Source organism: Paenibacillus sp. V4I5, assembly GCF_030817255.1.
Lineage (GTDB): Bacteria > Bacillota > Bacilli > Paenibacillales > NBRC-103111 > Paenibacillus_E.
Map to the genome: position 1 here is coordinate 1,832,667 of NZ_JAUSZB010000002.1, position 25,666 is coordinate 1,858,332.

20 protein-coding genes are annotated in these 25,666 nt (G+C 43.2%); 9 read left to right on the forward strand and 11 right to left on the reverse strand.

Going from position 1 to position 25,666, the window contains the following annotated elements:
• Positions 1 to 232 precede the first annotated feature (232 nt).
• Entirely contained in the window at positions 233 to 1,114 is an 882-nt protein-coding gene (locus QFZ78_RS10515) for an NAD(P)-dependent oxidoreductase (RefSeq protein WP_307547223.1), read from the reverse strand.
• A 176-nt stretch (positions 1,115 to 1,290) separates the two neighbouring features.
• Here QFZ78_RS10515 and QFZ78_RS10520 point away from each other — a divergent pair, with 176 nt between their 5' ends.
• From QFZ78_RS10520 to QFZ78_RS10530, 3 genes are all read left to right on the forward strand, one after another.
• Positions 1,291 to 1,620, forward strand: coding sequence for a PadR family transcriptional regulator (locus QFZ78_RS10520; protein ID WP_307555622.1), 330 nt, complete (start codon positions 1,291 to 1,293; stop codon positions 1,618 to 1,620).
• 16 nt (positions 1,621 to 1,636) lie between these two features.
• A complete protein-coding gene (locus tag QFZ78_RS10525) occupies positions 1,637 to 2,359 on the forward strand; it encodes a pentapeptide repeat-containing protein (protein WP_307547225.1) in 723 nt (240 codons plus the stop codon).
• Positions 2,360 to 2,420: 61 nt separating this feature from the next.
• Positions 2,421 to 3,950 (forward strand): MDR family MFS transporter, encoded by a 1,530-nt coding sequence (locus QFZ78_RS10530; RefSeq protein ID WP_307547228.1) that lies wholly within the window; start codon positions 2,421 to 2,423, stop codon positions 3,948 to 3,950.
• A 74-nt stretch (positions 3,951 to 4,024) separates the two neighbouring features.
• On the opposite strand, the gene lacZ is transcribed toward QFZ78_RS10530, so the two are convergent.
• Entirely contained in the window at positions 4,025 to 7,177 is a 3,153-nt protein-coding gene (gene lacZ, locus QFZ78_RS10535) for a beta-galactosidase, LacZ type (protein ID WP_307547230.1), read from the reverse strand.
• Between the two features lie 135 nt (positions 7,178 to 7,312).
• Here lacZ and QFZ78_RS10540 point away from each other — a divergent pair, with 135 nt between their 5' ends.
• The 3 genes from QFZ78_RS10540 to QFZ78_RS10550 all read left to right on the forward strand — a co-directional run bounded on the left by QFZ78_RS10540 (position 7,313) and on the right by QFZ78_RS10550 (position 10,174).
• Entirely contained in the window at positions 7,313 to 8,173 is an 861-nt protein-coding gene (locus QFZ78_RS10540; protein WP_307547232.1) for an AraC family transcriptional regulator, read from the forward strand.
• An 83-nt stretch (positions 8,174 to 8,256) separates the two neighbouring features.
• A complete protein-coding gene (locus QFZ78_RS10545) occupies positions 8,257 to 9,888 on the forward strand; it encodes a PAS domain S-box protein (protein ID WP_307547234.1) in 1,632 nt (543 codons plus the stop codon).
• Positions 9,889 to 9,901: 13 nt separating this feature from the next.
• Entirely contained in the window at positions 9,902 to 10,174 is a 273-nt protein-coding gene (locus tag QFZ78_RS10550; RefSeq protein ID WP_307547235.1) for a response regulator, read from the forward strand.
• A 58-nt stretch (positions 10,175 to 10,232) separates the two neighbouring features.
• Here the strand turns inward: QFZ78_RS10550 and QFZ78_RS10555 are convergent, their stop codons facing one another.
• The 5 genes from QFZ78_RS10555 to QFZ78_RS10575 form a co-directional block, all read right to left on the reverse strand.
• Positions 10,233 to 11,366, reverse strand: a complete 1,134-nt coding sequence (locus tag QFZ78_RS10555) for a response regulator (protein WP_307547236.1) — start codon at positions 11,364 to 11,366, stop codon at positions 10,233 to 10,235.
• 47 nt (positions 11,367 to 11,413) lie between these two features.
• The gene (locus tag QFZ78_RS10560) at positions 11,414 to 11,971 is read right to left on the reverse strand and encodes a chemotaxis protein CheB (RefSeq protein WP_307547237.1); all 558 of its coding nucleotides are present in this window, start codon (positions 11,969 to 11,971) and stop codon (positions 11,414 to 11,416) included.
• 27 nt (positions 11,972 to 11,998) lie between these two features.
• Positions 11,999 to 12,829, reverse strand: a complete 831-nt coding sequence (locus QFZ78_RS10565) for a CheR family methyltransferase (protein WP_307547239.1) — start codon at positions 12,827 to 12,829, stop codon at positions 11,999 to 12,001.
• A 3-nt stretch (positions 12,830 to 12,832) separates the two neighbouring features.
• The gene (locus tag QFZ78_RS10570) at positions 12,833 to 16,987 is read right to left on the reverse strand and encodes a response regulator (RefSeq protein ID WP_307547241.1); all 4,155 of its coding nucleotides are present in this window, start codon (positions 16,985 to 16,987) and stop codon (positions 12,833 to 12,835) included.
• Between the two features lie 185 nt (positions 16,988 to 17,172).
• Entirely contained in the window at positions 17,173 to 17,466 is a 294-nt protein-coding gene (locus tag QFZ78_RS10575) for a hypothetical protein (RefSeq protein ID WP_307547243.1), read from the reverse strand.
• A gap of 163 nt (positions 17,467 to 17,629) precedes the next feature.
• Between QFZ78_RS10575 and QFZ78_RS10580 the strand changes: the two genes are divergently transcribed.
• Complete coding sequence (locus QFZ78_RS10580; RefSeq protein ID WP_307547245.1) at positions 17,630 to 18,229, forward strand: 50S ribosomal protein L25; 600 nt, start codon at positions 17,630 to 17,632, stop codon at positions 18,227 to 18,229.
• Between the two features lie 82 nt (positions 18,230 to 18,311).
• Here the strand turns inward: QFZ78_RS10580 and QFZ78_RS10585 are convergent, their stop codons facing one another.
• Positions 18,312 to 19,721, reverse strand: coding sequence for a PAS domain-containing sensor histidine kinase (locus QFZ78_RS10585; protein WP_307547247.1), 1,410 nt, complete (start codon positions 19,719 to 19,721; stop codon positions 18,312 to 18,314).
• Positions 19,722 to 19,863: 142 nt separating this feature from the next.
• Positions 19,864 to 20,421, reverse strand: a complete 558-nt coding sequence (locus QFZ78_RS10590) for a class I SAM-dependent methyltransferase (protein ID WP_307547249.1) — start codon at positions 20,419 to 20,421, stop codon at positions 19,864 to 19,866.
• 231 nt (positions 20,422 to 20,652) lie between these two features.
• On the opposite strand from QFZ78_RS10590, the gene QFZ78_RS10595 reads away from it, so the two are divergent.
• Both QFZ78_RS10595 and QFZ78_RS10600 read left to right on the forward strand, forming a co-directional pair.
• Positions 20,653 to 21,531, forward strand: coding sequence for a pentapeptide repeat-containing protein (locus tag QFZ78_RS10595; protein ID WP_307547251.1), 879 nt, complete (start codon positions 20,653 to 20,655; stop codon positions 21,529 to 21,531).
• 257 nt (positions 21,532 to 21,788) lie between these two features.
• A complete protein-coding gene (locus QFZ78_RS10600; protein WP_307547253.1) occupies positions 21,789 to 22,190 on the forward strand; it encodes an NUDIX hydrolase in 402 nt (133 codons plus the stop codon).
• Positions 22,191 to 22,282: 92 nt separating this feature from the next.
• On the opposite strand, the gene QFZ78_RS10605 is transcribed toward QFZ78_RS10600, so the two are convergent.
• Together QFZ78_RS10605 and QFZ78_RS10610 are read right to left on the reverse strand one after the other, a co-directional pair.
• Positions 22,283 to 22,783, reverse strand: a complete 501-nt coding sequence (locus QFZ78_RS10605; RefSeq protein WP_307547255.1) for a hypothetical protein — start codon at positions 22,781 to 22,783, stop codon at positions 22,283 to 22,285.
• A 257-nt stretch (positions 22,784 to 23,040) separates the two neighbouring features.
• Positions 23,041 to 25,665, reverse strand: coding sequence for a discoidin domain-containing protein (locus QFZ78_RS10610; protein WP_307547257.1), 2,625 nt, complete (start codon positions 25,663 to 25,665; stop codon positions 23,041 to 23,043).
• Position 25,666 lies beyond the last annotated feature (1 nt).

Sequence of the window (25,666 nt, forward strand, 5' to 3'; positions counted from 1 at the left end):
CAGACATTACGGAGGTTCCGGACGTATTCTCCCATTTTATGCGTGTTTTCTCACTATCAAGTCACTTCCTCGCACTCCCCGCACTTTTGCGATGAATACATCCGTTTCCGCGCCGGCCCAAAAATAAGGGGTAAGCTTCGCTTACCCCTTACCACAGAACCATATAAATTCTAAAAAAGCATCCCTCACGGGATGCTCGATACACCTCCTTCTTTTGCTCATTATTTTCAAGCTACTTATCAATAATCTTAAACAACGCTTGAGTACCGCTGTCTTCTTCGCCACCCGCTGCTAACTGCTCATAAAGGGATTTCGCCAATGTTAGTCCAGGTAGCTCCACCTTCATTTCCTCAGCAGATTGAAGCGCGATCTTCATATCTTTGATGAAGTGCTTCACATAAAAGCCAGGAGCAAAATTCCCAGCGATGATGCGCGGTGCCAGGTTACTTAAGGACCAGCTGCCCGCCGCGCCTGACTCAATACTTTTGAGCACAGTTGAAGGATCGAGTCCTGATTTCTTCGCATATACCAGCGCTTCAACAACGCCCATCATATTACTTGCAATTGCGATTTGGTTGCACATTTTCGTATGCTGGCCTGCACCCGCGTCTCCTTGGTAGACGATATTGGTGCCAATCTTCTCAAAAAGCGGCAGCATGGCATCAAAAGCTTCACGCGAGCCCCCAACCATAATCGATAGTCTCGCTTCCTTAGCTCCAATATCTCCGCCTGAAACCGGAGCATCTAGTGAAAACACTTGTCGCGCGAGTGCTTTTTCATAAATTTCTATGGCTAGCATTGGACTAGACGTTGTCATATCAATGACGTAGCTGCCCGGCTTCGTGTTAGAAAGAATGCCATTTTCGCCTAAATAAATCTCTTCTACGTCCTTAGGGAAGCCTACCATTGTAATAATCACATCACATTGCTGCGCTAATAGTCCCGGTGAATCCTGCCAGTGAGCACCCTGATCCAACAGGTCCTGTGCCTTGGATTTCGTTCGATTATATATATGTACCTCGTAGCCTGCTTGAATAAAATGGCCTGCCATACTTTTCCCCATGACACCTGTTCCTACTAAGCCTACAATCGTTTGTCCCGGATTGATTACCACAATGAATGCCACCTCTCATTTTAACAGTAACTGATTTCGAATGATGTTTCATTCTTAAGTTATCATCGTCTGTGCATCTGGTCAAACGGAGCTCCTACCTACATGTATAACGGAATATAAATTACTTTGACAGACGTAGTATTTTAATTTATATTATAGTATAGGAGGTGAGGGTTATCGTTGATTTGAAAATAACGTCCGATCTTATTCGAGGACACACCGACAGCATTATTCTCAAATTGTTACTTTCCGGAGATAAATATGGCTATGAAATTTCAAAGCTGGTGCAAGTTATTTCAGGCGGGGAATATGAACTGAAGGAAGCAACCATGTACTCCAGCCTCAAGCGACTAGAACAGGAAGAATGCATTACCTCCTACTGGGGGGATGAAACACAAGGCGGCCGCAGGAAATACTATCGCATCACTGATAAAGGCAAAGAAGCTTTCAAGAACAACAAGTTGAATTGGGAACATGCGAAGACCATTCTCGATTTGCTCATTTAGAAAGGTGGTATGAGGGATGAAACCAAACCCAAGGCTCATTGCTTATTTGAATGAAGTTTTTTCACATTATGAAGATTTGAGACCCATCCAGGAATTAAAAGAAGAGCTTTTATCTGATTTGCAGGAAAGACTCCTAGATCTGCAAAAGGATGGCTTCGATGAAGAAGCTGCCTTTCAAAGAACGATCGCATCCATCGGCGAAATATCCGAACTAATTGAAAGCATTCATGCAAACACCACGAAGCTCCAACAAATCATTGGCATTGATTTCTCTATGCAGAATTTGCAAAAATCCGACCTGAAGGCCATCAAAATCCATGATGGTAAGTTCAATTACAGCAACCTGCAGGATTCTGATTTCAGCCATTCAGACTTAACCAATGCTTCCTTTAAGTGCAGCAACTTAGATCGGGTAAAGTTCGACGGTGCTAATTTGACAGGAGCGAAGATTTCTAAATCCAATCTAAGAGGAGCCAGCTTCAAAAATTGTACGTTAAACCTTGTAGAGTTCCGTTCTTGCGATTTAACTGGTGTATGTATGGATAATCTAATCTTTACAGGAACTACTTTTCATCATTCAGATCTCAAAGGAACATCGTTCCGTTATGCCACATTTCAAAGCTGTTCCTTCAAAGCTGATGTCAAAAAAACAATTTTTGACGGAGCCAAGATGGATAAAGCTACCTATGCTTTGTTAAAAGGGTTTAAAGCCAACTTAAGTCATGTTACTTTCCTTTAGCAACTCACACCATAGATAAAAATTAAATCGGATTCAGAGAAAGTGAGGAAAATCAATCATTATGGTAGCGCAAAACAAAAACAAAGGGTTAGGCATTGTCATTGCCGGGCTATTGCTGGGTATCCTAATGGCCGCCATGGACAATACCATTGTTGCCACAGCCATGGGCACAATCGTCGGGGAATTAGGCGGATTGGATAAATTCGTCTGGGTCACTTCGGCATATATGGTGGCGGAAATGGCCGGAATGCCAATATTCGGCAAACTATCCGATATGTATGGACGCAAAAAGTTTTTCATCTTTGGTGTTATTGTGTTCATGCTTGGATCTATTCTTTGTGGAACAGCAAGTTCGATTATAGAGCTCAGTGTCTATCGCGCTATTCAAGGTATCGGCGGCGGCGCCATGCTGCCGGTTGCTTTCACGATTATGTTCGATGCCGTTCCGATAGAAAGCCGCGGTAAACTAGGTGGATTGTTCGGTGCTGTATTCGGCATGTCTAGCATATTCGGGCCACTGCTTGGCGCTTATATCACAGATTATGTGAACTGGAAATGGGTATTTTACATTAACCTACCTCTTGGTTTGATCTCACTAGTTTTTGTCGCTTTCTTCTATCGCGAATCCGTTGAGCATTCCAAACAGAGGATCGATTGGTGGGGCGCTTTTACACTCGTTGGTGCCATCGTCTCCCTCATGTTTGCTCTAGAATTAGGAGGTAAGGAATACGCTTGGGATTCAGCAGTTATACTCGGTTTATTCGCCCTGTTTGCGGTGTTGACAATCCTCTTCGTCTTCGTAGAGCGTCGTGCTGCGGAACCTATTATCTCTTTTGCGATGTTCAAAAATAGGTTGTATGCATCAAGCAATGCCGTAGCCATTTTTAGCGGTGCAGCTTTTATAACAGCATCTGTCTATATCCCAATCTACATTCAAGGTGTATTAGGTGGATCCGCTACCAATTCTGGCTTAGTTCTTCTGCCCATGATGTTAGGCTCCGTTGTAACGGCAACAGGCGGCGGTTTCTTAATGAATAAAATGAGTTATCGAGCGATTATGATTCCAACGACCTTCATCCTAATTATCGGAACAGCTCTCTTGACGACATTATCACCTGAATCCCCCCGTTGGCTCGTAACGATCTATATGGTTCTTATCGGACTTGGAATCGGTGCTTCCTTCTCCGTATTAAGCAATGCAGCCATTCATCTGTTTGATGTACGGCAGCGTGGTTCAGCCTCCTCAACACTGAACTTCCTCCGCTCCTTGGGGATGACGCTGGGTATCACCGTTTTCGGAATTGTTCAAAGTCATGCTTTTACGCGAAAGCTAACAGATGCATTTGCGGGTCAAGGTCAACCGGGAGCTGTTATACCAACTGGAGACTCGCATACGCTGCTGGATCCCGCGAAACGGATGGAGATACCTGCTCCTGTTCTAGAGAAAATCACAACCGCATTATCGTCTTCCATTGTCCTCACCTTTGCTTGGACTGTACTTCCTGCTGTTCTAGCCTTCGTTTGTGCCATCGCGATGAGCAAAGAGAAGCTGGATCCAACCCAAGAAAACGAAGCATCTATGTCACATTAAGACAAAAAGAGTGCCACTCCAACTACACAAACCTGTAGATGAAGTGGCACTTTTTTTTGAAATAAATGAATCACTTAAATTCCTTTAAACGTGAATGAGTACGCATAGGTCCGATTGGCATACAGGGTGAACTCGGGATGTGTTCTTGCACCCCAGCTGTCATCCCCGCCAACGCCCATCTGCTTATAATTCACCCGCAGCACGACTTTATCGCTAGCTGGCAGCTTATACGTATGGTCATGAGCTTCCAACTCGGAAGGCGTATATGGCAGAGCATTCAATTCAACGGTAGGCAGCCCTGTAATGCGGAGTCCACGCCCGCTCGCATCTGTCACCGTCGCCCAGCGCACATCCGTTTTATTGCCGCATTCCTGAGGGCGCAAGTACGGCACGAACTGCTCCTCAACGGTTCCACTGTGCAAAGCCAGTTTGGCGGAGGTCGCACGGTCCCAATAGTTCTCATGTGGACCACGACCGTACCAGCTCAATTGCTGGAAGGAGCGGTCTAATTGGAAGAGTACACCAATCTCCGGAATTTCAGGTAAATATGCTCCTGGCACGAGCTCCATACGAACTTCTACTTCTCCGCTAGGCGATACCGTGTAAACCAATTGCACCTCGGAAGTTGGCTTTGTTGCCAATTCAAAGCGAACTTGCACCTCGGCGCGGCCATCTCCAAGCGATTGAGCTGTCAAAGATTGCAGCGTTCTTCCACTGCCTGCCTCTTGCCATGGCGCGCAGCGAATATGATGCTGGTTGCCGCGATCATTATCGGTATAAGCACGCCAGAAATTAGGTGCAGGACCTGTCAGGAACAGCTCGCTTCCCTCGTACATGTAAGAAGTAATATCACCAGTTGCAGCATTGAATTGAAGAGAGAAGTTGCCTCCCTTAAGGCTAATTGTTTCCTTTGTTGATGCAATTTGTACAGTTTCTAAAGCAGACAAGGTCGCCGCGGATTCTTGAGCAGCCTGTTCAGAATGAGACCAAGCCGCTTTACGGACTGGAAGCAAGAACTGCTCCCAAGCGATTTCGTGTCCCTTCTGCGCCCAATTCGTATCTTCTTTCAGCTGCAGACTGATCGTCAGTACAAACTCATCTTTCGGAAAAATGGTTTCCATAGGATCTAGAACCAACTGAATATCAGCTGTTTCTCCTGGCTTTACGGTAAATTGTCCACGTTTGGCCTCACTCACAGGCTCACCATTACGTGCGATGGACCATATCCAATCAAACTCACTCAGATCTGTAAACAAATACTGATTCGTCACCTTCACTTGGCCATTAACAAGATCGAGCGCTTCGAACTTCACATTCTGGTAGCATTTCTTCACTTCATAGATCTTTGGGGATGGCGTACGATCAGCGAAAATTAATCCGTTACCGCAGAAGTTACCATCATTCGGTGTATCCCCGAAATCGCCGCCGTAGGCTTGGTAGGTCACACCTTCTGGTGTTGTTGTTCGGATCGATTGATCGATCCAGTCCCAAATAAAGCCGCCTTGGAGAACCGGATACTTGTCAAACAACTCCCAGTACTTAAATAAATTGCCGCACGAATTCCCCATCGCATGGCTGTATTCACAGAGAATAAATGGCTTCTTAGGGTTACTTTTTGCATAGGCTTCTACGCCTTCAATTTTGGTATACATTTGACTTTCCATATCCGAAGCTGCCTCTGAAGCACCACGGCAGTTGGCTACACCCTCGTAATGAACGACGCGGGAAGGATCCGCTTCACGAAGGAAATCATGCATTTTAACAAAGTTGGCTCCGCCCCATGACTCATTCCCAAGCGACCAGATCACGATAGAAGCATGGTTCTTGTCTCTTTGCATCATGGAATTGGCGCGGTCCAGAACCGCTTCAGTCCATTCCGGCTTGCTGCCCGGAACCGTATCCCCTTCATCGTCTTCCAACTGGCCATAGCGCCATGAGCCATGCGTTTCCAGATTCGTTTCATCAATCACGTACAACCCGTACTGATCACACAACTCATACCAGTACGTGTTGTTCGGATAGTGAGAAGTACGAACAGCATTAATGTTATATTGCTTCATCAGCAGGATATCGGCAAGCATACTCTCTTTATCCACAGAACGACCACGGTCTGCATCAAATTCATGGCGGTTTACGCCTTTGAACACGATACGCTCGCCATTGATTTTCATTAAGCCGTCATGAATCTCAAACTTGCGGAAGCCAACTTTACAGCTTTCTGTTTCAAGCAAAGCGCCATTCTCGTCTTTCAAGCTCAATACCAGCGTGTACAGATTTGGTTTTTCAGCGCTCCATAGGGCTGGCTCAGCTACCTTAACGGATAATTTTACATCTTGCTTCTCCTTACCGCTTACTTGAATTTGAGCGGAAAGCGGCGCAGCCCAGAGAGGCTTCTGTTCAGCATCATACAGAACAGCTTCCATTCGACGGGTCCCTGTGCTGAGACCATCATAGTTCGTTATTTTCGCTTGAATATGCAAATCCGCTTGTTTAAAGTCAGCGTCCAGATCTGTCAACACTTTGAAATCGGCAATGTGCGTGATTGGTGTGCTATATATATAAACATCACGAAAAATACCGCTTAACCGCCAGAAATCTTGATCCTCCAGCCAGCTCGCATCACTCCAGCGGTAAACCTCGACGGCAAGCTTATTCTCACCCTCTACCAAGTAGGGTGTAATATCAAAATCCGCAGGTGTAAACGAATCCTGGCTAAAGCCCACCATATCGCCGTTTACCCACACATAAAAAGCCGATTCAACCCCTTGAAAGCTTAGGTATACAGGTTGATCTGACCATGCAGCCGGGACCGTAAAGCTGCGGGAATATGAGCCCACTGGGTTATACTTTACCGGAGCAAATGGGGGCTTCAAATCTTCATGGCCCACCCAAGGATAGACGACATTCGTATACTGTGGAAAGTCAAAGCCCTGCAGCTGCCAATGGGAAGGCACTGCGATGTCCGCCCAACTGCTGCAATCATAGTCGCTTTTGTAAAACTCTTGCGGACGGCCTTGCGCATTCTCAGCAAAATGAAACTTCCAAGTTCCATTCAATGATTGGTAAGAATCGGACGCTTCACGAACTCCCGCTAGTGCCTCATCTTCAGACTTGTAAGGCATTAATGTGGCATGAGCTTCCATGCGGTTCAATTGGAAAATCTGAGGATTATTATTCCATTCCGGGTATCCGTTTTCAGGCGGTGAGTATACGAATTTTTTTGCCATCTCTTGCATTCCTCACTTCTATAGGTTGTATAAATTTCTTCAACTATCTTCTTATTGTACAAGACAATAATTTCTTTTAAAATATAAGATAATACGCATCACATATTAAAAAATGAAAGAGTTGACCTACTAGCGATGGCTACCGACTACAGGAAATTTTTCGTAATTACAGAAACGGATCGGAAGCTTCCTCTCATCCTGGAAACAGTCGGTTACGAAAATGAGCAGCAGTTCTACAAGCGAGAAGAAGGCTATCCCTGCTTCCATTGGCTCCAAACCATTGAAGGCAGTGGAGAGATTATTCTAGAAAGCGGATCTGTCAGGCTGAGTGAGAATCAAGGCATGCTCCTGCCTGCTGGTGTCCCGCATGAATATAACATCACGACAGCCAAGTGGTCGACGTGGTATTTAACCTTCGATGGTGCGCTTGCTGCCTCCATTGTATATGCCTTAGAGATACCGTTATCCACACCAATCAGCTGGGGGCTGGAAACCCCTCTCGCTAGTATTCATGAGTACTATTACGAAAAGTACCGCTACAGCCATGACTTCACAGGCATGAATGGTTCACTTGAAATTTATCAATTCCTTACTCTGCTCAAAAAGCACGGCAACGTAAATAAAAGCGCATCCTTTTCCCAAAGTCACGAGCGTTTGCTGCCGCTTTTGTTGGAGCTTGAGATTTGCTTCGCATCTTCCGACGTTGGACTCGGATGGATGTCTCAATTGCTTGGCATAAGCTCTCAGCACGTTAATACATTGTTCCGCAAAGCGTTTGGTCTCTCTCCTTACCAATACTTACTGCAGCTGCGCCTGCAGAAATCCAAGGAATTGCTAATCGCCCAGCCTAATCAAACGGTGAAGCAGATCGCCGACGCGACCGGCTTCCTCGACGCTTCGCATTTCATCTCGACATTTCGCAAATCCGTTGGTTTGACGCCCGAAGTTTTCAGAAATCAATACAACAAAAAGAACCAATCAGAAGATTTCCGTTAGTTTGACTGCCTACTTGAAATTCGTTTTCGTTTCAAAAAAAGCTTATGATGGTTATATATGGGTAAAATGATTGGGGGCTAATGATGAGCAGCTTACAACTCGATAAATATCGTTTCTTCGAGCAGATGGTTCAGTTCTCTCCTCATGGGATAGCCTGTTTATCCTTAAACGGGTCCCTACTGAATATTAATCCAGCTTATTGCTCGATTCTGGGGTATTCGGAAGATGAGCTCGAGAAGCTTAACATAAGTGAAATCACCTTTCCGGATGATTGGCTGACCTACACCGATCAAGTTCAAAACTTGTTAGACCGTTTGGCTTCTTCTGTTACCATGGATATCCGATATTTGCACAAGAATGGCGACATCATCTGGACATCCGTCCAACTCACATTCGTTTGTGATACTCAAACCGGACCCCCTCTGTTTGGTATCGTTCATATGACGGATATTTCACAGCTCAAGTCCATTGAACAAATGCTTCAAGAGTCCATTGATCGGTATACCCCTCTGAAAATGCATACGCATGATGCCGTCATTTCGCTTGATTTGGAAGGAATGATTGTCAATGGCAATACCCGGGCACAGGAGTTGTTAGGCTTCTACAACAATGAGTTCGTAGGAATGCCCTTTTCCAGATTTGTTGGCAATAACAATGTGAAAAAAATCCTTACCGATTCCCTATTCGATGCTTCCATGGAGAAGAAGATTGATCATATTCGTCAAATAAATGGTCATATTATTGAAGTACTGACGACGATTGCTCCCATCATTATGAACGAAATGAGTGTTGGGTTCTATATCATTGCCAAGGACATGACCGAACAGAAGAAATTGATGATTGAGAAGGAAACAGCTGAGAATACGAATAAAGCGAAGAGTGAATTTCTGGCAATGATGAGCCATGAAATTCGGACGCCGATGAATGGCGTTATCGGAATGACAGACCTTTTACTGCAAACGACATCGTTAGACGAAGAACAAAAAGAGTACGTCGAGATTATTCATAAGAGCGGTGAAACGCTGCTTCGTATCATTAATGACATTTTAGACTTCTCCAAAATCGAATCCGGTAAAACAGAATTACATGAAATCCCTTTCGATATACGCGATACGATCTCTGAAACGTTTCATATTTTATCGACGAAAGTGGATGAAAAACAGTTATCCACGACTTTCACAGTAGATCCCAAGGTCCCCCACTCATTGATAGGTGATTCAGAACGGTTGAAGCAGGTACTTATAAATCTGGTTGGCAATGCCATCAAGTTTACGCCATTCGGTGGAATCTCCGTACATGTGAATAGACGCATACAAGAAGATGACCTCATGCAACTGGAATTTATTGTAAAAGATAGTGGAATTGGTATCCCAGCTGATAAAAGAAGCTATATCTTCGAGCCTTTCAATCAAGTTGATCACGTCATGACACGTAAATATGAGGGTACAGGGCTTGGCTTAGCTATTTCGAAAAAGCTGGTCCGACTAATGGGTGGCGATATTTGGATAGAGCCTGTCGACGACCCAGGTACTACAATCATCTTCACCCTTTGTCTCAAAGAAGATCATTATTCAGATGACTATCAGGCTAATACGAATGAAGGTATCGCGCATGCTTCCCTGCACATACTTATCGCCGAGGACAATGTCATTAATCAATTCGTTTTAATTAAAATGCTGGGAGAAACAGGGACATATTATTACAGCTGTTACTAACGGGGAAGAAGTGGTGAAGACTGCCTTAAGAGACCATTTTGATATTATATTTATGGATCTCCAAATGCCGATCATTAACGGGTTAGATGCAACCGCAATGATTAAACAATCGCTCCCGCCAGAACGATGTCCCATGATCGTCGCTGTAACTGCGAATGCCTTAAAAGATGATCGCGAAAGCAGCCTTGCTGCAGGCATGGATGATTATTTGAGCAAACCGATCAAAAATAAGTCCCTTCTCGATATTATCGAGACCTATATGAAGAAGAAACATCATTCGGGCTAAACGTCACCCAAAAAACAAAAAACCGACGCGGCGGTTTCTCATAATCGGTTGCCTTATTCTACAAACCATGAGATATTGGCAGATAAACACGAAAAGTTGTGCCTTCACCGATCATACTTTCCACTTCCATGAGGCCATCGTGTCTCTCAATGATTTTCTGCACTGTGGCAAGCCCTAGACCGGTACCCTCGTAAGCCTTGGCATTGTCCAGCCGTTTGAAGGGAGTAAAGATAGACGGGATGTCCTCTTTTTTCATACCAATGCCATTATCTTGAATTTGAATGACAAAGGTATCCGGTTCATTTCCTTCCAATGAGGAAATCTGAATAATCGGCGATTGTACCTTCCTACGATACTTCAGCCCGTTTGCGATAATATTCTGAAATAGCTGATACATTTGCGTTGCATCCGCTTGAATAATTGGAAGCCTGTCTTGCTTGATGATCCGGCCCTCATTTTGCTCGATTGTGCTGCTTAGGTCCGAGATCACATTCATCAGGACTTCATTCAAGTCAACATTTCCAAAAGTAACCGATTTCGCGTTTAACTGGGCATACGAGAGTAAATCGGTGATCAAGTGGTTCATCCGCTCAGCGGTCGCTGAGATTTGGTTCATATATTCTTTACCTTTTGTCGTCATATCCGCACTATGTCGAGCTATAAGAAGCTCGCTCAACCCTGTAATCACATTCAACGGATTTTTCAAATCATGCGAAACGACCTGTGCGAACTCCCTTAAGCTCTCGTTACTGCGCTCAAGCTCCGATTGAATGGCCTCCAACTCTTTATTTCTTCGATTGAGTTCAAGAAATATTTTCACTTTGCTGAGCAGAATATCGGCATTGACAGGCTTGAACAAGTAATCTACAGCACCGCTCTCATATCCTTTGAATACGCTCTGATCCTCTTTATTACTGGCTGTTACAAATATGATCGGAATATGCTTCGTTTCCTCGTTACTTCGCAGCAGTTCCGCAAGCTCAAAACCATCCATTTCTGGCATATTCACATCAAGTAGAATAAGCGCAAAGTCATGGCGCAAGGTATATGATAAGGCTTCGTTGCCTGATTGGACAACAGACACATCACAATGGAGCACTTGCAGAATTTTCTGCATAGCGAATAAATTTTCTTTTCGATCATCAACGACTAAAATTTTCGGCGCCTGATGCCTATTTTTCTGAGTATCCATATAGGCCCTCCTAATTCTTAGAATGATGGATTCGTTCGAGATCCTATTCATTGTCTCAGAAACTTTCCTATATCTTCTAAGGACAAAATATAATCAACCTTTACAGTGTCAATTGCTGCTTGTGGCATTACAGGGAACTCCGCCGTTTCAGGGTCCTGTACAATCGTTACGCCACCACTTTCCTTGATCGTCCTGAGTCCAGCGCTGCCATCTCGGTTTGCTCCCGTTAAGACAACACCTATACACCCCTCTTGGAAGGCAAACGCAGCACTATCAAACAAAACGTCAATCGAAGGCCGAGAATAATTGACTTTTGGATCAATGGATAGGCTTAACGAGCGATCATCTTCAATGAGCAAATGATAACCAGGTGGAGCGAGATAAACGTGATGAGGTCGAATGGTCTCTTTATCTATCGCTTCTTTGACATGTATAGCAACTTTCGTATTTAAATATTCAGCTAAATAGCTGTCACTGCTATCCAAAATATGCTGTACGATGATAATCGGTAAGCTGTAGTCAGACGGGAGATAGGATAACAGACGTGAGAGTGCCTTAAGCCCGCCTGCCGATACCCCTATAACAACGGCTTCCAATGGGCGCATGGACTCACTCCTTCGCTATAACCTTTCTTATAATGGCAGCTGCTTTCTAAAAATTCTCCACTTAGAGGAGAGTGCTTCATACTGAGACTGGATATCTGAAAATTCGATAGATTCCTTACTGCCAAGGCACAGGAAACCGCGCGGAACGAGACTTTGGTTGAACAGCTGATAGACTTGATTTTGCAATTGCTTATCAAAGTAAATGAGCACATTCCGGCAAATAATGAGATGCATTTCACCAAAGGCGTTATCCGTTGCCAAATTATGCTGCGAGAACACGATGTTTCTTTTCAAATTTTCCTTCATTTTACCCATCTGATATTTAGCATGGTAGTAATCCGAAAAGGAGGACTTGCCTCCGCTTGTTTGATAATTTTTAGTAAATTTCCGGATACTCTCTAACGGGTAAATGCCTTCTTCCGCAATAGTTAGTGACTCTTGATTCATATCAGTCGCGTAAATCTGAACACGATCATAGAAGCCTTCTTCTTCCAGTAGAACAGCCATCGAGTAAACTTCTTCCCCTGTCGCACAACCGGCATGCCATATTTTCACAAATGGATATGTCTTCAGCAAGGGAATCACGAGACTGCGCAGCTCAACAAAAAACTCAGGGTCACGAAACATCTCGGTGACGGTTACCGATATATCCAGCAGTAATTGATTGGCAAACGCTTCATCATAGAGAACCAATGGAATCATATCAGACAGTCGTTTAAGACTTGATTTCTGCCTGACATAGTGCAATCTTCTCATTAAAGAGGAACGGGCATAGTTACGGAAATCATACCCATGCCGCTTATAAATAGCTTCCAGTACGAGATCGACTTCAATCTTTTCTGCTAGTTTTTCTGGCATTTTCTATCGTAAGAGCCAAACCCTGATTAAAGATAACAATTTATCGGTATCTACTGGTTTCGTCATATAATCATTGGCTCCCCTCTCTATACATTTTTCACGGTCACCCGTCATGGCCTTTGCCGTTAAGGCGATAATCGGGAGGGACTGGAACTTCGGCATGGTGCGAATATGACCTATGGCCTCATAACCGTCCATCACCGGCATCATAATATCCATAATGACTAATTCGATCCCAGATTCACTTTCCAGTTTATCCAAAGCCAGCTTCCCATTATCCGCCATCACGACATCCAAGCCGTGTTTCCTTAATACTTTGGATAAGGCAAACGTGTTGCGAAGGTCATCATCCACCAGCAATATTTTACGTCCCTTCAAGGATTCATCGGAATCACGCACCATACGAATCATTTCTTTATGCGCTTGTGGAAGCGATTTATGAACGCTGTGAAGGAAGAGAGAAACCTCATCCAGCAAGCGATCCGGTGAATTCGCACCTTTAATCACAATGCTGTCCGTAAAGTGGTTTAATTCCTTATACTCTTCCTGTGTGAGCTCTTTTCCTGTATTAATAATGATCGGCGGTATGGAGCCTTCTGAATCAACAACTAATTGCTGCAGCAGTTCAAAGCCTGTCATATCTGGCAATGTTAAATCCAGAATCACACAATCAAAGGGTTGTGAACGCATAAGCTGCAGACCATCTTTACCCGTGGAAACACTATGGATGTCAACCTTCTTATGCTTTAGCAGTTCATGAATAGCCTTTTGGTTATTCAAATCATCTTCCACCACTAAGACCTGTTGGATACGCTCTTGCAGCTTATGTTCAATTTTGTTAAAAACAGCTTCAATGTCTTCCGCCTGAATTGGTTTCGACAAATAGCCGATAGCCCCGCGCTGTAAGGAGTCTGAGCTTTTCTCTCGACCTGAAATGATGTGCACAGGTATGTGACGAGTTTCATTATGATATTTCAAATGATCAAGGACCTTCAGGCCATCCATATCAGGAAGCCCCAAATCCAGAAGAATTGCGCTTGGAATATGCTGCTTGGCTAATTGAAGGGCACTGAAGCCATCTCCTGCAGCAAGGCACTTGAACCCCTTTTTGTAAGACATGTCCATAAGAATTTTGGCGAACGTCGGATCATCTTCCACGATCAAAATAATCTTATCCTGCACAGTATTCCTCAGATGCAAGCGATCGTCAGGCAAGAACGTTTTTGCCGCCTGAGCCACTTGAAGATGATCTTCAATGGTGCTTGCAATCAACGATTCACTTAAAAACTGTAGAGAATCGACCGATTCTGCAACTTCAGCTTTTATCGACGTACTTTTTGGCTCTGAGATTTCAGTATTAGCTGCTCTTCCGAGCGGGAGATAAAGCGTAAAACTGCTGCCTTTCCCTTCGGTACTTCGCATATGAATTTCGCCGCCCAATAGCTTAGCCAACTCTCTAGAAATGGTTAAACCAAGGCCCGTTCCTCCATATTTGCGACTCGTCGTACCATCCGCCTGCTGAAAAGCTTCGAATATAGCTTGCTGTTTATTAGCAGGAATACCAATTCCCGTATCGGTTACAGTTAAAGCTAAAGCCCCATTTTCTTCCAGATATTTATTTTGGTAAGCCTTTCCTTTTCCGGCACGCGCGATCTCAACCGTAACGCTACCGGAAGCCGTAAACTTAAATGCATTGGATAAAAGGTTTTTCAGGATTTGTTCGGTACGCTGACCATCTGTCGTCACGATTTCCGGAATTTGATCGTCCATTTTTAAAATAAACGAAAGGACCTTTTGTTTGGCTGCTGGATTAAATTGGTAACGGATGGACTGAAGTAAATCGTCCAGCCTCACTTCTTCCATTTGGATGTCCAATTTACCCGCTTCCACTTTGGATAAATCCAAAATGTCGTTAATTAAAGTCAATAAATCCAAGCCGCCACTATGGATAATCTTAGCCGACTCAATTTGATCTTCATTTAAATTACCATCTTCATTAGAGGAAAATGATTTAGATAAAATCAGCAAGCTGTTAAGTGGCGTCCGGAGTTCATGCGACATATTGGCCAAAAACTCCGATTTGTACTGACTCGCTAGCTCCAATTCCTTCGCTTTTTCTTCTAAATCCTGCTTTGATAATTGAATAAAGGCATTTTGCTTTTCGATGTCGGCTTTTTGCACTTCCAAATAGTTCGTTTTTTCTTCAAGTTCTTCATTAATTGCCTGAAGTTCCTCACTTTGGATTCGCATCTTTTCTTCGGATTGCTTCAGCATCAGCGTCTGTTCTTCCAATTCTTCATTGGCTGTGCGCAGTTCTTCCTGTTGTGTTTGAAGTTCTTCCGTTAACAATTGGGATTCACGCAATAAAGCTTCCGTCTTCTGACGGCTGTTAGCGGCTTGAATGACAACGCCTAGTGTATCGGATAGTTGTTCCAATAATTCGTGCTCTATGCCTGTAAATGGTTTAAAAGAGGCCAGCTCTATAACGGCCAACACGTCCTCCTCGAAGAGGATAGGAAGAACGACGATTTGGAAAGGTTTCGATTCCCCGAGACCTGATTGTATGTGTATATAATCGCCTGGCACATTCGATAGCAAGATAGGCTTTTTCTCAAGAATACATTGACCTACTAGACCTTCACCAGGTCGAACCCGATTGGCTACGTTCTTTCTTTCTTTAAAGGCATAGCTGCCGAGCATGACATATTCATTGGATTGATTCTCACTGGATTGCATCTCTTTCAAATAGATAATGCCTTGACCTGCTCCGACAAGACGCGATATTTCTGATATAAGCATGCCCACTAGCTGCTGTACACTTGTAACACCTTGTGCAAGCCCCGTCAAACGAGCTAACTGTGTTTTCAACCAGAATTGCCGCTCATTTTCAGCGGTTGTTTCTTTTAAAGAGGTCAGCATTCGAATTAATGCCACACTCAGCTGATCTCGATCTGAACGAGGAACAATCGTCTGCTCATATTCACCTAATGAAATGCGATCTGCCTGAGTTATGACCTCTTTAAAGCTAGCAACCATCTGATTGAAAGCTTCCATCAGCTCGCCAAATTCATCCTTCGATTGAACATCCAGATGAATATCGGTGACTCCGGTCAGAATGAGCTCTGTCGATCTCTTAAGCAGCCGGATTTGAGATAAAAGCATTCTCGAAATCAAAACGATTACCAAAAATGAGAGGATTAGAATAATGACGTTAAAAATGGCTACTCCAATCAAGGATTGCGTGGTACTCTTTTTGATGATTTCCATGCTTTGAATTAATTCTGTCGAAAGTCCATCCTCAACCTCTTTAAGAAGATCCACTTCTTGTGTTGCTACGTTGTACCATTGCTGTGAGTCTACTCCGAGCGCTTTCCCAGGTTCCGTTTGCAGAACTAGCCGAATGAGACGGTCAACTTCGTTAATGGCTTGTCCTTTCACCGTCTCCTGGTAGAGTTGTTGCGCTGCCTCTGATGCGAGTAATTTGGATTCCTTATAATAAAGCAATTGTTCGTTCTCTAACACACCGATCTGTTCAAAATCATTTAAATCCGCACGATTCAAGGAAAAAACATGAAATAATAAGGAGCGCTCCCTACTTACGGCAAACTTACTTTTGGAAAACAGAATATAGGAATTAACCATGTTTGAAATTTGTTTATTCGAGCTTATTTCGTTTGTGTTTTGCATCATATCAAAGAGACTGTTTATCGTTTCCATATAAAAAGAGAGTGTTTCATTCTCATTGGCTTTCCCCTGATCAAGTTGTGTTCTAAGAATCACCATTTGGTCTAGCTTGCTTACCGCATTATTTGCATTTTGCTTAAACTTATCACCCAAAACGGTTGTGTTCAATGATCTTAATTGCTCACGAAAAGCACTTATCTTATCTTCGGTAAACTTACGTTGATCGACTAGTTGACGCGTAACCGTTTTATCTTCAAAGTAACCTGATAAAAGGCTCCGCTCCTTCTGAATTTCATGAATTAGATCATTGATGTAGATTTCCGTAGTAACCAGTGTCTGCAGCCTGTTCAGTTCTGACAGCTCTTTTACTTTTTCATAAATGGCATTGGAGGAGAAATATAACAATCCCAACATAGGCAGTACAATCATAAAGATCAGCTTGTAATTTATTTTAGCGTTCCGAATCCATTGCATGTGGCGAGCCCTCTCTTTGGTTGAGACTATGTATCACGTTCAGAAGTATATATTCTACAAATTACGACAAACCCCCTCTTTTTTGAGCGAAAAAGGAACAATAATATGCTTGCAAAAGCAAATACAAAAAGGACAGAACGATTGGGAACGTCTGTCCTTGGTAGATTCAACTATTACCAAATAAACTAGTGGTTCGGAATAAATTCACTATGGATTTCGATCAGCTTTTGGACGAATATCTCAAAATCATTTTTACTAGAAGAAAATTTGAAATCGGTTACACCAGTGTTGAAATCAATAACCGTTAACGCCACACGATTAAGTGGATATTCTGGAATAGGCTCAGAGGCAAGAGAAATACTTTTGAAAGGGTAAATGGATGTTTCACCGTAGAAACGAAGCACAGTTAAATGATCATCTCTTAACTCTAACGAAATTTGTTGATCTGAATCAGTGAAACTCTTCAGTGCACTCATCATTTATCAATCCTCCTCTTGTCCTCTATTTTACTATCATATGAGGAGATAAAGAAGCCCAAAACGAAAAATTTTCCTAACTCCACCCTGTTTCAATGCACCATTTATCGGGTAAATGACTATTAGGGCTGAAAGCCGCTCTACAAATGCAACGGAGGTGCAACACATGTCTACAACGATTTTACTATCCGAAAGATCAGGTCCTGTAAAGAAGCTGCGAGCTGAGGGGCATATTCCTGCTGTGGTGTACAGCTCACGTATGGATTCCGAACATGTTACTGTCCCGGAAAAAGAAATCCGCGCATCACTGAAACGCAATCCTCATGCCATCCTTCATGTTACCCTGCCGTCCAAAACCAAACACCCGGTAATCGTCCATCAAGTCCAGAAGGATTGCTTGACGGGTCAATTACTGCATATTGATTTTCTTCAAATTAATATGAAAGAACAGCTTGATACATCGATTGCCGTCCATTTCACGGGGGAAGCTAAGGGCACCAAGGAAGGCGGCATTCTCCAAATAGAAACTCATGAGGTCATGATCCGCTGTATGCCGAACAAGCTGCCGGAACATCTCGCCATTGATATTAGTAAGCTCAATATCGGCGAACATATAACCATCGCTGATCTTAAAGTTCCCAAGCATGTTGAAGTCTTAAGTGATCCAGAAACTATTCTGGTCACGATACTTGGCATGCAGAAGCTTGACGAGGTGGTTGAACCAGCTGCAGAACAGGCAGAGGAAGCTGCCCAGTCTAAAGCTTAAAGTGTTTGCCACGATGACACAGGAATAATAAAACCGGCTCTTTACGCAGCTTATGCGGGAGAGTCGGTTTTTAGTTCTAGCTCTATTTATTAAAAGGCAATTCGATTTCCACGGCAGTACCCTGATTAATTTTACTTTGAATTAACAATTTGCCTCCATGTCCCTCGATTATTCGTTTGCAAACCATAAGCCCTAAACCTGTACCATTCACTTTTGTCGTATAAAAAGGCTCCCCTAGCTGGGATAATCTCTCTCCAGAAATGCCTACACCTTGATCTTCGATGCGGATCATCACACCTTGATTGATTGGATTTCGGATAGCAATTTGAATTAATCCCCCATTCGGCATAGATTCAATTGCATTCTTTAAAATATTTATTAAAACCTGCTTGATTTGATCAGGGTTACAATAAATGGCTGGTATGTCTGGATCCATGTCAATATGTATTTGAACGTTATAGAGATGAGCATGAGGCTGCAGAAAACCAACCACACTTTTGACAAGTCCTAGGGATGTACTCTCCATGTAACAATTCAGATGTGGTTTAGCCAGAGTCATAAATTCATTAACAACATAGTTAATATGTTCTAATTCTTCCAACATGACATCCACGTAGTCTGTATTTTTGGCCTTTAGTAATTTCACAAAACCTTTCAAGGAGGTTAAAGGATTACGTATATCATGTGCAATCCCAGCTGCCAATTGACCGATGAGCGACAGTTTTTCTGATCTAATAATGGCTTCTTCAGACTTTTTGCGCTCCGTGAGATCACGAATCACGGTCTGTATGACAGGAACCCCCATGTTTTTGTGGACATAAATGGAGGATATTTCAGCATCAAAAAAAATTCCATCTAATTTCCGCAGCTTTATCTCCATAAACTCCGTATAAGAATCAGACTGCATCACATACTGAAGCCGCTCTTGAATGAATTCCTTGGCACTTATACAGAAAAAATCATATACTGGTTTTCCCTTAAAGTCATCTGAAGAAACGCCACCAAACAGCTTACAACAGGCATCATTCACAAACTGGATGAAACCATCGTTATGCAGAGCAATGGGTTCTGGATTAAGTTTAATCAACCTTCGAAATTGTTTTTCTCTTTCTAAAAGCTCCTCATCCGCTCTTTTCTTTTCACTAATATCCCTTTCCACACCAATAAACCCAATAACAACTCCTTCGTTATCTTTCATTGGTGAGACCGTCACATTTGCATAAAAGGTTGAACCATCTTTTCTTAGTTTTAACGCTTCGAAATCCGAGCTTTGACCCCCATCTATTAAGGACTGATATAGCCGAAGAGCATCTTCCTTATATTTATCAGGAGTCATCGGCAATATTTTCCCGATTACTTCTTCTCTTGTCCAGCCATGTAATTCTTCAAACTTCTTATTTACCTCTAACACTTTTCCATTCACATCAACGATAACAATTCCGTCTGAGGTTAAATTCATAAAGGAATCGATTAGATGTTCTTTCAATATCAAGAGTAAACATCCCCTTATCTCAAACAAGTGATTGTAGCTTATTCGTCTCTAATGGAAAAAACCCTTTATTAAAGTTGGGATTTCCAAAAAATAAATTAATATTATGAATCAATTAACATGGTTACACAGAATCCACGGATACTCACTTCTGTTTTTTTCTAGCTTCAACAGTTATGAAAATGTTTCCTACATGTTTTTTTATGTCAATTATTTCTAACTCTTCTTGTCTCAGTAAGTGAATTGTATCTCTATTCAAATGACACCCATCACAAGCTCTCTTCCATATCGGTGTCAGGAGATCTTGTATCTTTCCCAATAGGCTATTTTCATGTCGGATATGCTCAAATAATAAAATTGTTCCAGTAGGTTTACACACTCTACTAATTTCTCTAATCGCTTTTACTGGATTTGGTATCGTACATAAAACTAGAGTCCCAACCACAGTATCAAATGAATGATCTGCAAATGGCAATTGTTCAGCATTACCTTCAATTACATGGATAGGCGTTTTAACTTCGTAAGCTCGCTCATACGAGGCCTTCCTTAGAACTGGATTCGGTTCAATTGCTGTTACAGATACGTCCTTATAGAAGCTGAAATTAATTCCTGTTCCGCTTCCGATTTCCAAAACTTCTCCCTTTGCTTTGTTAATTAACTCGGAGCGGATATCTATAAATCTTTTAGTCTCCAAGGGTTTCATTAATCTATCATAATTATTAACGAACCAATTATTGCGGATAGTTATCTACTCCTTCGTTTTAACTCCTAGTCACAGGCAAGGATTGACAGAAAAAATATTCAGTAATACTATAATAGAATTGTAGAAATATTCATTTTTCATACATAAAATAACATTCTATGACCATCCCATAGTCTTGACGATGAAACGTGACAAGTATGAGAATATGGTGTAGCGGAAGGAGGCCAAACATTGTCTGAGAATCACGAATATGCAGAAACTTTAAACGGCAAGAATCCTCTCAGTCTGCAATCTGACTGCGAGAATTGCTTCGGCTTGTGCTGTGTCGCACTGCCCTACGCAGCTTCGTCAGACTTCGCGATCAACAAAGACGCTGGCCAGCCCTGCCCCAACCTGCAGTCGGACTTCCGCTGCGGCGTCCACAACAACCTCAGGCAGCTGGGCTTTCGAGGTTGTACGGTGTATGACTGCTTCGGCGCGGGGCAAAAGGTTTCCCATGTCACCTTCGGCGGAAACGATTGGCGTCAAGTTCCAGGGTCCGCAAAGCAAATGTTCGAGGTGTTCCCGATCATGCGTCAACTCCATGAGCTGCTCTGGTATCTGACCGAAGCACTAACATTGCAACCGGCCCGTCCTATCCACGGTGAACTCAGCTTAGCGCTCGAAGAAACGGAACGCCTCACTCACCTCAGTGCCGACTCTCTTATGGAACTGGACGTGGTAGCACACCGAGCCAATGTCAATGTTCTGCTTCTACGGACGAGCGAGCTCGTGCGAGCCGAAACCCTACGCAAGCTGAAGAACCTCGCTGGGAATCAGAAGACCTACGGTCGAGGTGCAGACCTTATCGGGGCCAATCTGAAAGGCGCCGACCTGAGAGGCGCTAACTTGAGAGGGGCCTACCTTATCGCAGCTAACCTCAAAGGTGCCGACCTGAGAGTGGCTGACCTCATCGGGGCTGATTTCCGGGACGCTGACCTTAGCGGCGCCAATCTCACCGATAGTATCTTTCTCACCCAAGCCCAACTCAACGCGGCGAAGGGCGATGGCAACACGAAGTTGCCACCGTCGCTCACTCGACCAACACACTGGTCCAAAATCAAAGCATAGAATATCGTGTTATGAGGTCAGCCTGTTTTTACTGGTTGACCTCTTTTATTAGGCCATACGACATGGCACTCGTTAATCCATTTCCATCCCCTTCTACACTATATTCTATTTCGTTTTAATTTGTTGAAATACCTTTTTCCAAACTAATCTCCCGCTCCTTCACTTATCGTCAACAGACCGCATCACCTTGATCAATGAGTACACTCTTGTATGCCGTTATGCTATAATTTCAGAAAAATAAGATTAGGGAGTACTAGATGACTATATTAATAGATAAAATTGCATGGATATACGTTGTTGATGGCCAAATATTAGGCGCTCGTTCCAAAGGAAAAGATACCTCTTATTTACCTGGAGGAAAAAGGGAACCTAATGAAACCGATATCGAAACTCTTTTACGTGAAATTGAAGAGGAATTATCCGTTCGAATAAAACCAGAAACCGTCTTGCATTTTGGGACGTTTGAAGCTCAAGCTCATGGTAAAACGGAAGGTACGCAAGTAAAAATGACATGTTATACGGCGGATTTTGAAGGAGAGCTGCGTCCAGCTTCTGAAATAGATGAATTGGTCTGGTTAACCTATAAAGACCGGGATCGTGTATCTCCGGTTTGCCAAATCATTTTTGATAAATTAAGTGAGATGAAGTTGCTTTCATAAACCATGTTCGTGAAAAAGAAAGGAGCTGCGGTAGCTCCTTTCTCGTTTTTATCTTACTTTATTCAACTAATTTCCCTGTTCGCTTTGTCTCATCAGTTCACAATCTTTTTTAAGAGATCTTCTACTTTTGCTTGCATGGATTGTATCGTTGTTTTCCTATATTGAATACCAAGCCGAAGTACCTTCAATTGCTGTCTTCGGGAAAGCCTTCGAAATCGAGGCTCCCTTTTCAAAAAAGTACGAATGATAGCCCAGCTGTTAACTGCAATCCGATCCGGTGAGATGTCAGGAATATCATAGGGTAGTGGTCGTTTCCTGAAGCGATTAATCAGTGATCCTACACTTGCAGAAATCTTTCTTTCATCTACAAGACATACAGCTGAACTTTTTTTTGTATGCTTTTTGAGGAAATCGAAATGATGATGTCCGCCTAGGATAACGTAACCACCTTCTTTTCTGCTTTTACGCACAATCAACAGATGCATTAGGTCTTGCGCAACTTTTTTAAACTCCTTATTTCTTAGTGAGGTCTTAGCAGCGATATTTTCCGGCTTAATCTTACTTAGAGGTATATACTGCACTGTATATCTCAACTGTACCCCTCCTCGTCACACCGTTGTTAAATGTCATCTATTCTAAGTGTATTCTGTTAGCGCTGCAGTGTGAACTCCCGCTCATAAATGTTGCTCACTTTCTCTAGGACCTTACGTCCTTGATCGGCGAATTTCAACGCTGTTACTTGATCTTCTCAAGCAGTAACATGGCGTAGTGATCATAAACAAACGACAAAAAAACAGCTCTCCTTCGGAGTAGCTGCCCTTCCTTCACTGCTATTCATTATAAGCTTCTGTCAATCCGTTTTGTGACCATAAATTTGCAGATCATGGATGGACCAATAATTCCCTGCTTTCACTGTTTGGACAATCTTTACGTATCGCGCATTTTGTGGTTTGAAGTTGATTTCTAGAACGCTTGTGCCAACACCCGATGCGATTGAAGAATATCCCCAATTGAAGCCGTCCATAGATACATATACTTCGTACTTTCTCGGATAATCATTCGGCGAATTCTCACTTCTCAGCACAATTTTGTTGATTGTGAACGAGTTCTTCAAATCAATTTGATAAAATTGCCCAGGTGCTTGAGCAATCCCTGTATCCCAACGCGTATAGGGACTACCATCAATTGCACCTTGAGGTTTGCCAGAATTGCTGGTTACTCCCCATTCTGCCCGGTTCAGAGCAACTTCTTCGATAGCCGTCGCCGCTGCCGCTTGTGAAACCTCTTTTGAACCTGACACTCTGATCTGATACATGTATGTGTTCCCAAGCAGCGTATCGGTATCGACAAAACTAGTTTCTGGCACTTGTTCAGCGATCACCTCGTAACTGCCCTCAGCCGTACCTGTTTTTCGTAAAACATCGTAACTATGTGCTCCTTCAGCTTCTTTCCAGCTAAGCTCAATCGCATGATTCTCTATAGGCTTTGCCTGAATCCACGTAGGAGCAATCGAGTTTACCCCATCTGTCCGCGTCAGGATATACTGTACAGCTTCACCTGGAAGCAGCGTTTCCTTGAATTCAAGCTCCGGGGCTGCTTGCAGCCCTGTCAAATACGTACGTGCTGAGTCATAGGTATCACCCGCTCCGAATCTTTCTCCTTCATATAAAGCAGCCTCAGGCATCGTTACTTTGGCGTGTATCGTTTGGGTACTCGTCCCAAAATTTACGAAGTTAAGCAGAATTTTGTCCGACTTCGCTTCTGATCCTGGCAGTGCAGGCAATGTTGATGTATCCACGCCGCGAAAATAAACAAGCTTATCAGCCAACTCCGACTTGTTGGTTATCTCGTATACTAGCGGTTTCCCATGCGTGGCATAGGCTAGATTCAACCTGCGCATAATCCCAACTCGTGTATCTTTATCCGTTAAGTTCTTATGAATCTTCATTTGTGCTGGGTTTTGTGTATTCAAATCAATCCCTGACTCAAACAAGGCATATTGCGGATAAAATGCTGCATGCTGCATAAACATATCGGCATAACCGATATGAGCCCTCATAATGCGATCGAAGACCGCCGATTGGGGCTGCGTAGCACCAAATTCTTTAGGATCCTTATGACTGTCCGAAGTTCCATACTCCGTATTCAACATTAGTTTCTTGAGGCCATCCTCTGCTCCTCCGAATGTTTGCAGATTTTCTAAGAAGCTTCCGTCCTTATTGTCGGAATACGAAGTTCCATAAGCATGTCCATTCGTTAAATCTGTCAGCTCTTCTAGCTCCATTCGCTGCTCTGCATCGTCTTCCCACCCGTCTGGATCTCCACATTTAAACATGCCAGATGTGGATTGATTCCTACATGATCGAATATTGTACTTAGGTGCATATGCCCAGCCGGGAGCCACGGTTTTCACATGAGGAGCAAGCTCAGGAAGATGGGTGTTTAACCACTTCGCAATGGCTAGATTCACCCCTTTGGAGCGATTGAATAAGCCTGGTTCATTATCAATCTCATAATATTGAAACATGGACCCATTCTGCTTCACATAATCTAACAGCTTATTCTCTGCATCTGCTGGCAGTGTGCCATCCTCTTTCAGCTTAATGTTTCCTGTATGCAAATGAAGAGCTACTGCCTGGGTATTGTAATCACGCAGGGTTTCGTAATAAGACTTAATAGACGAGCATCCCTGCTTCACATCTGTTGCACAGTCTACCCTCATCACATTGCCGCTGTAGGCGATTCCTAGCCATTTCAATACATAAGGAAGGTGTCTGACTGCTCCCTGATCATAGTAGAATGACAGATTGCTTACCTTAGTACCGGATTCCACATATCTCCCATGAATCGGTTCTTCGGCAGGTGAAGACAGCGCATCAAGTGCTAGGTAATCCCATTTCCACCAGAGAAATTTGTTCTCATCTTCCGTACAATACAAACAGCCTACGGCTGACAGCTTTAATTCGTTATTTCCCAGCTGCAGCTGCTCCTTAGGAATATAAAGCTCATATAATTTCTTGTACGGGTAAGTGCTTGTTGTCCCCCCGACTCCAGCAATTTGAATGATGCCAGAAAGCATCTTGTTGGAGAAAACCGCCATCTGAGGAATTGCTTTATGAGCATCCAGAATTCTAACTCGGAAATGAACACCATATTCGGGTATTTCAGCTAACGAGAAGTTGATCGTAAAGTTAGGATTCATAGATTTATTAAGACCTTGAGGAACTGTGTCCCAAGCATCCGTCTGCTTCAAGTCGGGCGTTACGGTGTAGCTGCTCTGTCCTGCGCTTCCACTTTCAAATTCCAAATAGGAATCGTTCTGGTTGCCCAACATCCATATTTGATTACCAATCTGATTGGAAGCTGTCATCACTTTTACAAAATCTGTTTTAGCCGATGCACCGTAGTCATTCGAAGCCGAGGTCAGGATCAGTAAGATCAACAAGGCAGTTGGTACAATCACATATCTCATCATG